The sequence below is a fragment of the Solirubrobacter deserti genome (assembly GCF_027587175.1).
Classification (GTDB): Bacteria; Actinomycetota; Thermoleophilia; order Solirubrobacterales; family Solirubrobacteraceae; genus Solirubrobacter; species Solirubrobacter deserti.
On record NZ_JAPCID010000073.1, the window covers coordinates 21353 to 33276 of the forward strand.

Genomic DNA, 11924 nt, shown 5'->3' on the forward strand with positions numbered 1-11924 from the left:
TCACCAGCCGCCGGACCGGGGTTCCGGTTCGGTGAACCAGCTCCCGACGGTGGTGGCCATCCCGTTGACCGTGTCTATCACCGGGTCGACGTACTCGTTCGGTATGGAAACCGTGACCGAGTGGGTCATCGCGACGCCCTCCTGTGCGCCGAAGGCCATGCCCTCTGTGGATTCGTACTCGGGTTTGAATCCGTTGTTCATGTTGATCGAGTGCTGCGTGGTCTGCGAGACGCCCGGGTTGACCTCGTTGGGGACCTCGACGGTCAACGTGACCCCCGAGTCCGTCCCGACCTCGCCAGACACGCTGAGCGGCCCGATGGCGCCCATGACCTTGCTCTGCGCGCTGACCGGCGTCTCCGGCGCGTCCGCGGGGCCGGCGGAGCCGAACACCCCGTAGCCCTCGGCGATGCCCAGGGTCAGGGCGGTGTGGTCCTCGTCCCGCGCGAGCCCGCCGGTGAGACCGAGCCCGACCGTCACGGTCCCTTCCACCTCGAAGCCGTCCGTGGACGGCTGTGGCGGTTGTTCCGGCTGGGCGTAGCCCGGAACGGGCAGGCCCTCGTACTCCGCCGGGAGCTCGGGCAGGTCGCCCTCCTCCTCGTTGCGGTTGGTCTGCTGCGCGGGAGCGTGGCCCGGCGCCATCGTGTCCGGCGCCGGGTTGCGCTCCTGCGACGAGACCGGATCGGACGGGTCGTACGCGGGGCCGTACTGCTGCGTCGGCGGGTCGTACGGCGCGTCCAGCTCGGGGTCGTCGACGTGCGGCGCCTGCGAGGCCTCCGGACCCGGCAGGCCCAAATCGCCCATGGCGGTGTACGCGGGACCCTCGTAGTCGTCGCTCGTCGTCGACGGTGCCGTCGTGGTCTCCTCGGCCGGCTCGCCGACCGGGCCCGCCTGGCTCGGCGGCGCCGCGACGTCGCCCATCGGCGTCGTCACGGGGGTCGAGTCCTCGTCGGTGGTCGTCGACGGTGCCGTCGTGGTGTCCTCGGCGGATTCGCCGACCGGGCCGGCGTGGCTCGGCGGGGCCGAGTCCGCGTCGTCCGCGGCCGGGGCGGCCGCGCGGCTCTTGTCCTCGGCCGCGGGCGTAGTGGTGTCGCTCGACGGCCCAGCGACGTCACCCATCGCCGTCATCGCGGGCGGTGAGTAGTCGTTGGCCGGCACGTCGTCGGTCGACGGGTCCGAGGTGGTCTCGGTCGCGTCGGCCGTGTCGGTCTCGCTCGCGGGGGCCGCAGCCTCCTGCGAGGAGGGCGAGCTGGGGCCGACGGTGCCGTCCCAGCCGCTGTCATCGTCGCCCGAGGACGAGGAGTCCTCGGCCGACTCGCCGACCGGACCGTCATGGCTCGGCGGCGCATCGTCGCCGGAGTCGTCCGACGAGGACGCGATCGACTCGCTCGACGAGGACGTCGTCTCCTGCGAGGACGGCGAGCTCGGTCCGACCGAGCCGTCCCAGCCGCTGTCATCGCCGCCCGAGGACGAGGAGTCCTCGGCCGACTCGCCGACCGGGCCGTCGTGGCTCGGCGGCGCGTCGTCGCCGGAATCATCCGACGAGGACGCGATCGACTCGCTCGACGAGGACGTCGACTCCTGCGAGGACGGCGAGCTCGGCCCGACCGAGCCGTCCCAACCGCCGCTGCCGGAGGGATCGTCGTCGGCGGAATCCGACGACGACGAGCTCGACTCCTGCGAGGACGGCGAGCTCGGCCCCACCGAGCCGTCCCAGCCACCGCTGCCGGAGGGATCGTGGTCGGCGGAATCCGACGACGACGAGCTCGACTCCTGCGAGGACGGCGAGCTGGGCCCCACCGAGCCGTCCCAGCCGCCGCTGCCGGAGGGATCGTCGTCGGCGGAATCCGACGACGACGTCATCGACTCCGCCGACTCCCCGGCGGGACCGGCATGGCTGCCCGGCGCGTCCGATTCCTGTGATGAGGGCGAGCTCGAGCCGCCCCATCCGCCGCCATCGTCAGCCACCGCGCCCGCGGTGGCCGGCATGACGGTGCCGGCGGCCAGCGCCGCCGCGACCAGCACCGCCACGGGGCGGCGGCGCCAGCGTTGCAGCCGCAACTCGCGCGTGAGCTCCTCGAGCTCCGCGCGCGTCGGACCGCGTAGAAGGACCTTCAATCCAACCTCCCATCTATCGGGCCGCTGCACCCCTGCACGCGGCCTCGAAGACGTAGGTACCCAGTTAGGCGATGCCCGCGCTGATTAGTTGCTGCCAGATTTCGGACTGGTCCACGACGGCGACCTCGAGCTTCTCCGCCTTCGCAATCTTCGACGCACCCACATCGGCGCCCGTGATGAGCATGTCGGTGCTCGCGCTCACCGATGAGGCGGCGGTCGCGCCGGCGCGCTCACACAGCCGCTGGAACGCCGGCCGCGGCACCTTCTCGCCGCTGCGCGGGTCGCTGATCGCGCCCGTGATCACGACGGTCTTGCCCTCCAGCGGCGCGCCCGCCGCCACCTCGGGCGGGAGGTCCTCTTCACGCACGTCGAGCGAGACGCCGCGCTCGCGCAGCTTCTCCAGCTCGGGCCGCACGCGTTCCAGGTGCCGGGTGAGCGACTCGGCGACCTTCGGGCCGATGTCCTCGACCGCGACGAGCTTCTCCTCGCCGGCGTCCGCGACCTCCTCCAGCGACCTGAAGCCCGCTCGACACAGCCGCGCGGCCGTGCCCTCGGACGCCATCGGGATCGCGAGCCCGATCACGGCCCGCCGCAGCCCCACGTTCTTCGACGCCTCGATCGACTCGATCATGCGCTCGGCGCTCACCTCGCCGATGCGGTCGAACTCCAGCAGCCGCTCCTTCGTGAGCGCGTAGAAGTCGGACGGCTCGACCAGGTCGCCGGACGCGGCGAGCCGCTCGATCCAGACGGGTCCGACCGCCTCGATGTCGGCCGCGGCCCGCGATGCCCAGTGGATCAGCCGCCGGACGGTCTGGGCCGGGCACGACAGGTTCGTGCAGAACAGCTCGCGCGACTCGCCCCGCTCGGTCAGCGGCTCCCCGCACGAGGGGCACTCCGAGGGCGGGATGATGTCCCGCTCCTCCCCCGTACGCTTGGACTCGTCCAGCACGCCCGCGACGAACGGGATCACGTCGCCGGCGCGCCGCACCAGCACGGTGTCGCCGATCTTGATCCCGCGCGCCCGGATGACCTCCTGGTTGGCGAGCGTCGCGCGCGTCACGGTCGTGCCGCCGACGAACACGGGCTCCAGCCATGCGACCGGCGCGATCTTCCCGGTCTTGCCGACGTCCCACACGACGTCGCTGAGCACCGTCGTCTTCTCCTCGGCCGCGAACTTGTAGGCGAGCGCGCCGCGCGGCGACGAGGACCGCGTGCCCGCGGCGGCGAACGCGGACCGGTCGGCCAGCCGCAGCACGGCGCCGTCGAGGTCGTAGTCGAGCTCCGCGCGCTCGGCCTCGATGGCCGAGATCACCTGCTGGGCCTCCTCGGCGGTCGAGCAGTGGCGCATGTCGGCCGCGTCGAAGCCCAAGGTCTTCAGGCCGGCCTCCAAGTCCGCCTCCGCACCTTCGGAGGCGTCGAGGTCGAAGGCGAAGAAGTGCAGCCGCCGTTCGGCCACCGCGGCCGGGTCCTTGGCCCGCACGGTGCCCGCGGCGGCGTTGCGCGGGTTGATCAGCGGCTTGTCGGGATGCGCCTCGTTGTAGGCCGCGAACGTGGACCGCAGCATCACGGCCTCCCCGCGCACCTCCACGCGCCCGCCCAGCTCGACCGAGGACGGCACCCCATCCGCCAGCGCGCGCACGATCACGGTCACGTCGTCGCCCGTCGTCCCGTCCCCGCGCGTGACGGCCCGCGCCAGGCGCCCGTCCTCGTACACCAGCGCCAGCGACAGCCCGTCGAGCTTGGGCATGACGACCACCGACTGCCCCGGGAAGCGCTCGAAGAACGCCTCGACCTGCTCTGGCTTGGTCGCCTTCTCCAGCGACAGCATCGGGCGCGAGTGCCGGACCGGCGCGTGCAGCACCGACGGCGCGCCCACGGCCTCCAGCGGATTCGGCGAGGGCGTGTGCTCGGGGTGCGCGGCGAGCAGCTCGCGCAGCTCGTCCTCCAGCGCGTCGTACTCCGCGTCCGCCACCTGCGGCGCGCCGTCGTAGTACGCGGCCCGCAGCTCCGTGATCCGCCGGGCCAGCTCCTCGATCCGTTCCTTCACGCCCTGAACGCTACGCGCGGCCGCCGACGGACGGCGGCCGCGCGGGCACTCACCTACTCGGCGGAGATCTCGTAGACCGTGTTCTGCGAGGAGGAGACGACGTAGAGCGTGCCGTCAGGGCTCTCGCGCAGGTCCGGCGTGACGCCGAAGTTCTCGCCGAAGAGCAGCGACTCGCTCTCGGTGATCTCGTACTTGTGCAGGTTGTCGGCCACCTTGTCCTTCAGGCGGCGATCCTCGGGGTCGACTTCCTTGCGGTTGTTGGAGATCGGCAGGCGGAACAGATTGCCGTTGCGCAGGGCGCCGCGGGCCGAGCCGACGAACAGGTCGCCGCGGTAGTCCTTGCCGAGCTCACGCGAGGAGAGGAAGTCGATGCCGCCCGGGGCGACCTCGTACTTCCAGGACATCTCCGGGTCGCTGTACCGCGAGCCGGGGAGCTTGAACATGCGGTCGTAGGCCTCGTGCGGGTTCGCCGCGATGTTGGCCGGATCCCAGCGCAGCTGCTGGAGGCCGTAGTAGGTGGCGGCGTTGGGGTCGGGCGGGGTCGGCGTGACCGTCGTCTCGATCGCCCGGTACTGCGAGACGCGCGACAGCGGGCCCATCAGCTGCACCCAGCCGCCGTTGAAGCCCTCCTCCACGCGGTTGATCTCGCTGAAGGAGTCGTCGCCGTTCTCCTGCTCCCACAGGTCGCCGCTGAACGGGTCGAACGCCATGCCGAAGCCGTTGCGGATGCCGTAGCCGTAGACCTTCTTGAGCGAGGCGCCGACCGAGCCGCCGCGCTCGGCGCCGAGCCGGTAGAACGGGTTGTCGCGCGGCGCGGTCCCGTCCGGGTTCAGGCGCAGGATCACGCCGGTCAGGTGCGCGGCGTCCGGGTCCGGGCCGCCGAACTGGTCGTCGCCGATGCTGCCGTCGTTGGTCGCCGGCAGCGGGAACACGAACGGGCCGTCGATCAGGTTCTGCATCTGCCCGCGCCGGCCGGTGTCGCCGACCTGCAGGTAGATCTTGCCGTCCGGGCCGACGCGCAGCACGCCGCCGTTGTGGTTGCCGCGCACGGGCTGGCCGGGATCGGCCTGGAAGGAGCGGCCGCGGTGGATCGTCTTCTCGAACGTCAGGGACGTGCCGTCCCAGTGGTAGCGGTCGAGCCGGTTGCCGAGCGTCGGGACCGCCGACAGGTCGTTGTTGTCGGTCGGCAGCGTCGTCTCGCTCCAGTAGAGGTAGACGGTGCCGTTGAACTTGAAGTGCTTGTCGAGCGCGATGCCGAGCAGGCCACGCTCGGACGCGAAGTTGACCGTGAGGTCGAGGACCGGCGTCGCGACGCCGTCCTTGACGCGCTTGACGATGCCGGTCGGCTTCTCCAGCACGAAGAAGTCGTCCTTGCCGATGAACTGCATCTGCACGGGCTGGTTGAGCCCGGTGACGACCGGTTCGACCTTCAGCTTCGGGTCGACGACGGTCGGCGTCGGCGTCTGTGCCGATGCCACTCCCGTGAACGTCAGGGCGACGGCCGCAGCCGCGATCCCGACGGTGCTTCGAACCGCGTTCATTCCCACCTCCGGTTGTGTTCAGGTGACCCCCCACGTCCACCTACGCACGGATCTGCGTCCCGGTTCGACAGAATCACGGGAGATGTTGGAAAGGCGAACGAAGATCGTCGCGACGCTGGGCCCGGCGACGGATGGCGACGGAATGCTCGACCGGCTGGTGGCCGCCGGTCTCGATTGCGCACGACTGAACTGCTCTCATGGCACCCACGACGAGCTGCGGCAGCGTGCGGCCGCGGTTCGCGAGGCCGGGCACCGCGCGGGACGACCGCTCGGCCTGCTCTTCGACCTCCAGGGCCCGAAGCTGCGATTGTCGGGTGACGTACAGACGCAGACGGTGGAGGTCGGGGACGTCGTCACCTTCAGCGCGACCGCGAAACCGGACGCGATCAAGGTCGAATTCGACAAGATCGCGGCGCTGGTCACCGAACGGTCACAAATCGTCATCGGCGACGGCGTGCCGCGCTTCGCGGTCGAGCGGGTGGACGGCGAGGACATCGTCGCCCGCGCCGTCTCCCCCGGCCCGATCTCCCCCCGCAAGGGCATCAACGTGACCTACGCGCGGCCCGAGCTGCCCGCGATCACCGAGAAGGACGAGGCCGACCTCGCGCTCGCGGTCGAGATGGGCGCGGACTTCATCGCGCTCTCGTTCGTGCGCTCGGCGGCGGACATGCAGCAGCTGCGCGAGATGGCGGTCGCGCTCGGCAGCAAGGCGCGGCTCGTGGCCAAGGTCGAGAAGATCGAGGCCTACGAGGCGCTCGACGAGATCGTGGCCGCGTCCGACGGCGTGATGGTCGCGCGCGGTGACTACGGCGTCGAGGCGGGCGTCGCGCGCGTGCCGCTGATGCAGAAGGACACGATCCGGCGCGCCACCCAGGCGGGCAAGTTCGTGATCACGGCGACGCAGATGCTCGAGTCGATGATCCAGGCGCCGGAGCCGACGCGCGCCGAGGCGGCGGACGTCGCCAACGCCGTGATCGACGGCACCAGCGCGGTGATGATGTCGGCCGAGACGAGCGTGGGCGCGTACCCGCTGGAGGCCGTCACCGCGATGGCGACGATCGCGCTGGCCGCGGAGGAGTCGCCGCTGATCCTCGGGCGCGCGAAGCCGACGCCGCAGTCGCAGACCTCGCACGCCGTGATGCAGGCTGCGGTCGAGCTGGCCGAGCAGGTCGACGCCGCCGCGCTCGTGATCCCGACCGCCACCGGCGGCGGCGCCCGGATCTGCGCCAAGTACCGCAAACGCCGGCCGATCATCGCGCTCGCCCACGCCGAGGGCGTCGCCGATCAGCTGACGCTCGAGTGGGGCGTCTACCCGACCACGATGGAGACGGCCGACAGCGTCGACGAGATGATCGAGACCGCGCTCACGACCGCGCGCGACTGGGCGGGCCTGGAGCCGGGCGCGCGCGTGGTGCTGACGTCGGGCCGGCGCACGGGCACGCCGGGCGCCACGAACCTCGTGATGGTGCGCGAGATCCCGTGAACGCCGCGCGCCGCGTGCTCGAGCGGGCGGATGAGCTGGCGGGCTTCACCGAGGAGCCCGGCCGGATCACGCGCCCGCTCGGGACGGCGGCGCTGACGGGCGCGACCGAGCGCGTCGCGGACTGGATGTACGAGTCCGGGCTGGAGACGGCCACGGACGCGCTCGGCAACCTCGTCGGCCGGCGTGGCGAGGGTGCGCGGCTGTTGATGGGGTCGCACCTGGACTCGGTCGCGGACGCGGGCCGCTACGACGGCGTGCTGGGCGTGCTGGTGGCGCTCGAGGTGGCCGACGCGACGCACATCCCGCTGGAGGTGGTCGCGTTCGCCGACGAGGAAGGGCTGCGCTACGGCTCGACGTTCCTCGGCAGCCGGGCGTTCGTGGGCCAACTCACTGCCGACGAGGAGGCGATGCTCGGCGTCTCGATCGGGTCGCCCCTGTTTGCGGGCGCGAAGGCGTACTTCGAGGTGCACATCGAGCAGGGCCCGGTGCTGGAGGCGCTCGACCGGCCGCTCGGCGTGGTGACGGCGATCGCGGGGCAGTCGCGGTACGCGCTCACGTTCGTGGGCCGCGCGGACCATGCGGGGACGACGCCGATGGCGCTGCGCGACGACGCGCTGGTGGCCGCGGCGCGCTTCGTGCTCGCCGTCGAAGGGCTCGCGTCCGAGACGGAAGGGCTGGTCGCGACGGTCGGCCGGCTCGCGGTCCCGGGCGGAGCGGTCAACGTGGTGCCCGGGCGGGTGGAGCTCTCGCTCGACGTGCGCCACGCCGACGACACGGTCCGCCAGCGCGCGCTCGACGCGTTGCGGGCGCTGTCGGGGGAAGCGCACTGGGAGCTGATCCACGAGCACGACGCGACGCCGTGCGCGGTCGAAGCACTGGCCGCCGCGATCGGTCCGGACGCGCCCCGGCTCGTCAGCGGCGCGGGCCATGACGTGGTGACGATGGCCGCGTTCACCGACGTCGCGCTGCTGTTCGTGCGCTCCACCGGCGGCAGCCACAACCCGCACGAGGCCGTGCGCGAGGAGGACGTCGCGGCCGCGATCGACGTGGCGACGAGGTACGCGTGTTCGATCTAGTCGTCCGCGGCGGAGCCCCGTTCGACGTCGGGGTCAGCGAAGGCGTGATCGCCGCGCTCGGGCGGGAGCTCCCCGGCGGCGCGCACGAGATCGACGCCACCGGGCTGCACGTGCTGCCGGCCGGGCTGGACCCGCACGTGCACTTCAACGAGCCGGGCCGCACGCACTGGGAAGGGCTGCGGACCGGCAGCGCTTCGCTGGCCGCCGGCGGCTTCTCCGCCTTCTTCGACATGCCGCTCAACTCGACGCCGCCGGTGATCGACGGCGCCGCGTTCGACGCCAAGCTCGAGGCGGCGCGGCGCGAGTCCTGCCTGGACTTCGGCCTGTGGGGCGCTCTCGTGCCGGGTGCGCGCCTGGAGGAGCTGGCCGAGCGCGGCGTGATCGGGTTCAAGGCGTTCATGTCGGACTCGGGCATCGAGGACTTCGCCCGCGCCGACGACGTGACGCTCTACGAGGGCATGGCGCTCGCCGCGCAGCTCGGCCTGCTCGTCGCCGTGCACGCCGAGAACGACGCGCTGACGTCACGCCCGCGCGGCCCGTCGGCCGCCGACTGGCTGGCCTCGCGCCCGATCGTCGCCGAGCTCGAGGCCATCTCCCGCGCGATCACGTTCGCCACCGACACGGCGTGCTCGCTGCACATCGTCCACGTGTCGTCCGCCGAGGGCGTGGACCTCGTCACCGAAGCGCGCCGGCGCGGCGTGGACGTCACGTGCGAGACGTGCCCGCACTACCTGTTCCTGACGGCGGAGGACGTCGACGCCCTCGGGGCCGTGGCCAAATGCGCGCCGCCGATCCGCGACGCGGCGCAGCAGGCGCGGCTGTGGGAGCGGGTGCGCGCCGGCGAGATCGACTTCGTCACGTCCGACCACTCCCCCAGCCCGCCGGAGATGAAGAAAGGCGCGTTCGGGGATGCCTGGGGCGGGATCGCGGGCGGGCAGTCGACGCTCGAGCTGCTGCTCGGGGAGCTCGCTCCGGAGGAGGCCGTGCGGCTCACGAACGCCGCGTGGCGGTTCGGCGTCAAGGGCAAGGGCCCGCTCGCGGTGGGGGCCGACGCCGACCTCACGTTGGTCGACCTGAACGCGACATACACGCTGGCCGCGGCCGACCTGCGCTCCCGCCACCGGCTGTCGCCGTACGTCGGGCGGGAGCTGCGCGCCCGCGTCGTGCGGACGCTCGTGCGCGGGCAGGACCCGGCGCCCGGCATCGGGCGGCTGCTGCGGCCTACGATCTACTGATGCTCACGATCACGGCGGGCCCTTTCACCTTCAAGGGAGAGCTGGAGCGCGAGCGCGCGCCGAAGACGGTCGCGGCCTTCGAGGCCATCCTCCCGTTCCGCTCGCAGATCATCCACGTGCGCTGGAGCGGCGAGTCGGCGTGGATCCCGCTCGGCGACCTCGACATCGGGCTCGACCGGGACCCCGAGAACGCGACGTCCTTCCCCGCCCCCGGCCAAGTGCTCTGGTACCCGGGCGGGATCAGCGAGACCGAGCTGCTGTTCCCGTACGGCGGCACGCGCTTCGCCAGCATCGTCGGCCAGCTCGCCGGCAACCACTTCCTCACGATCGTCGAGGGACAGGACCAGCTGCGCCCGCTCGGCGAGCACGTGTTGTGGAAGGGCGCGCTCGACATCGTCTTCGATCGCGCATAGCGGAACGGCGCTTCCGCATTCCGGTATGCTCGCGGGCAGATGGCGCAGCGGGTGCAATCGCTCGACCGAGCGCTCGACCTCGTCGAAGCGCTCGCGGGCGCCGAGGAGCTCGGCGTCTCCGAGCTGGCCGCACAGACCGGGCTGGTGCCGAGCACGGCGCACCGGCTGCTCGGCACGCTGGTCGCCCGTGGCTACGCCGCGCAGAACCCGGTCACGGGACGCTACCTGCTCGGCTACAAGCTGCTGGAGCTGACGAGCGGGCTGCAGGACCGGATGGCGCGCCTGCGCACCGCCGCGCGGCCGCACCTGGAGGCGATCCAGGTCCAGACCGGGGAGACGACGAACCTGTGCGTGCTCGAGGGCCGCAACGTCGTCTACGTCGACAGCGTCTCCGGCACGCGTTCGGTGCGCCTGTTCACGGACATCGGGCACGCGATCCCCGCGCACACGTCGGGCGCCGGCAAGGCGCTGCTGGCGTGGCGTGATCCGGAGGACGTCGAGGCGCTGCTGAGCGGGACGGAGCTCACCGCCTCCACCCCGCGCACGCTCACGTCGCTGCCCGCGCTGCAGGAGGACCTCGCGAAGATCCGCCGGCGCGGCTACAGCACCGACAACGAGGAGCACGAGCTGGGCGTCGGCTGCGTCGCCACGCCGATCCTCGATCGCACCGGCTCGCCGCTGGCCGCGATCAGCGTGAGCGGGCCGACGGGGCGCATCCTGCACGCCGACACGGCCGACACCGCGGGGCTGCTGCGCGAGCACGCCGAGCAAGTCGCGGCGACGCTCGTTTCCTAAAGGGGGACTGTCCCTCTTTAGGAAACGTCTTGCCCGTTAACGACGACGGGCGCCGCGTGGGCGCCCGTCGACAAAGTGCGTGGCGAGGTCCGGCTAGGCGGCTTCGGTCTCGCCCGGGAGGATCGAGATCACGCGGCCGCGGCGGCCTTCCTTGAACTCGACCGTGCCGGCGGCGCGAGCGTAGATCGTGTCGTCCTTGCCGATGCCGACGCCGTCACCCGGCTTGAAGCGGGTGCCGCGCTGGCGGACGATGATCTCGCCGCCCGTGACGGTCTGGCCGGCGAAGACCTTGACGCCGAGGCGCTTCGCGTTCGAGTCGCGGCCGTTGCGGCTGGAGCCGAGGCCTTTCTTATGAGCCATGGTTGCTTGCTCCCTAACCGATCGACGTGATCCGGATGCGCGTCAGTTCCTGACGGTGGCCGGTGCGGCGCTTGTAGCCGCGCTTCGGCTTGAACTTGAACACGCGCAGCTTCGGGCCGCGCTCGTGCGCGACGATCTCGGCCTGCACGCTCGCGCTGGCGAGGCCGTCGCCCTCGAACACCGGGTCGCTGCCGTCAGCGGCCAGCAGCAGCGGCTGCAGCGCGACGGTGGCGCCGACGTCGTCGGGGAGACGCTCGATCAGGAGGGTCTGGCCCTCGATGACGCGGTACTGCTTACCGCCGGTCTTGATGACTGCGTAGGACATTGTCTTTAAAGGCTTCAGTCGGAGACTTCGGCGTCGGCCTGCGCCTTCGCGCGCGAACGGCGCCGTCCACCACTACGGCCACGGCGCCGGGTCGGAGAGGATAGCGCGTCCTCGCCGTCTTCCCCGGAAAACTCGCCCTCCGGCTCCGCGAAGACGGCCGGCTCGCTCTCGAGCGCGGCTGCGCGCTTGCGCGCACGCCCCTTCGGCTTCGGCGTCTCGGGTGAGTCGTCGTCGAGCCCGACGGCCGCCTCGGCCGCCTCGGCGACCGCCTCCGGGGCGGGCCGCTTGCGCGACCGGCCCTTCGGCTTCGGCGTCTCCTCGACGGCGGCTTCGTCCTCGGCCGGGCGCTTGCGCGCGCGGCCCTTGCGCTTCGGCGCGGGCGCCTCGTCCTCGGGCAGCGCCGCCTCGACGGCCTCGCCCGGCTCGGTCTCGGCGGCCTTGCGGCGCCGGGCACGCGGCTTGGGCGCGGCGGCGGCGGGCTCCTCCACGGGCGGCACGTCCGCCTCGGGCTCGGCCGCGGCGGCCTTGGCCCGG

10 protein-coding genes and 1 pseudogene are annotated in these 11924 nt (G+C 72.2%); 5 read left to right on the forward strand and 6 right to left on the reverse strand.

The features are described from left to right. The 3 genes from OJ962_RS31515 to OJ962_RS31525 form a co-directional block, all read right to left on the reverse strand. Positions 1-2115 carry a hypothetical protein gene (locus OJ962_RS31515; protein ID WP_270006855.1) on the reverse strand — a complete coding sequence of 705 codons (2115 nt, stop codon included), beginning with the start codon at positions 2113-2115 and terminating at the stop codon, positions 1-3. Between the two features lie 64 nt (positions 2116-2179). Next, complete coding sequence (ligA, locus tag OJ962_RS31520; RefSeq protein WP_202953864.1) at positions 2180-4162, reverse strand: NAD-dependent DNA ligase LigA; 1983 nt, start codon at positions 4160-4162, stop codon at positions 2180-2182. A 53-nt stretch (positions 4163-4215) separates the two neighbouring features. Continuing rightward, complete coding sequence (locus OJ962_RS31525) at positions 4216-5703, reverse strand: PQQ-dependent sugar dehydrogenase (protein ID WP_202953863.1); 1488 nt, start codon at positions 5701-5703, stop codon at positions 4216-4218. An 82-nt stretch (positions 5704-5785) separates the two neighbouring features. Here OJ962_RS31525 and pyk point away from each other — a divergent pair, with 82 nt between their 5' ends. Genes pyk through OJ962_RS31550 form a run of 5 tightly spaced genes read left to right on the forward strand, consistent with a single transcriptional unit; the run spans position 5786 to position 10705 of the window. Next, a complete protein-coding gene (pyk, locus tag OJ962_RS31530; RefSeq protein ID WP_202953862.1) occupies positions 5786-7186 on the forward strand; it encodes a pyruvate kinase in 1401 nt (466 codons plus the stop codon). After that, positions 7183-8262 carry a M20/M25/M40 family metallo-hydrolase gene (locus OJ962_RS31535; RefSeq protein WP_202953861.1) on the forward strand — a complete coding sequence of 360 codons (1080 nt, stop codon included), beginning with the start codon at positions 7183-7185 and terminating at the stop codon, positions 8260-8262. Before pyk ends, OJ962_RS31535 begins: the two co-directional genes overlap by 4 nt. Next, positions 8250-9497 (forward strand): allantoinase AllB, encoded by a 1248-nt coding sequence (allB, locus tag OJ962_RS31540; protein WP_202953860.1) that lies wholly within the window; start codon positions 8250-8252, stop codon positions 9495-9497. Before OJ962_RS31535 ends, allB begins: the two co-directional genes overlap by 13 nt. Further along, positions 9497-9910, forward strand: a complete 414-nt coding sequence (locus tag OJ962_RS31545; protein WP_202953859.1) for a DUF3830 family protein — start codon at positions 9497-9499, stop codon at positions 9908-9910. The genes allB and OJ962_RS31545 overlap by 1 nt, the downstream gene beginning before the upstream one ends. A gap of 39 nt (positions 9911-9949) precedes the next feature. After that, positions 9950-10705 (forward strand): IclR family transcriptional regulator, encoded by a 756-nt coding sequence (locus OJ962_RS31550; RefSeq protein ID WP_202953858.1) that lies wholly within the window; start codon positions 9950-9952, stop codon positions 10703-10705. A gap of 93 nt (positions 10706-10798) precedes the next feature. Here the strand turns inward: OJ962_RS31550 and rpmA are convergent, their stop codons facing one another. From rpmA to OJ962_RS31565, 3 genes and pseudogenes are all read right to left on the reverse strand, one after another. Beyond that, positions 10799-11065: a 50S ribosomal protein L27 gene (gene rpmA, locus OJ962_RS31555; RefSeq protein ID WP_202953857.1), complete on the reverse strand. Its 267-nt coding sequence runs from the start codon at positions 11063-11065 to the stop codon at positions 10799-10801. Between the two features lie 13 nt (positions 11066-11078). Then, on the reverse strand, positions 11079-11390 hold the full coding sequence (gene rplU, locus OJ962_RS31560) for a 50S ribosomal protein L21 (RefSeq protein WP_202953856.1): 312 nt from the start codon (positions 11388-11390) through the stop codon (positions 11079-11081). A gap of 14 nt (positions 11391-11404) precedes the next feature. Further along, a pseudogene (locus tag OJ962_RS31565) lies at positions 11405-11924 on the reverse strand (hypothetical protein); the annotation flags it as partial.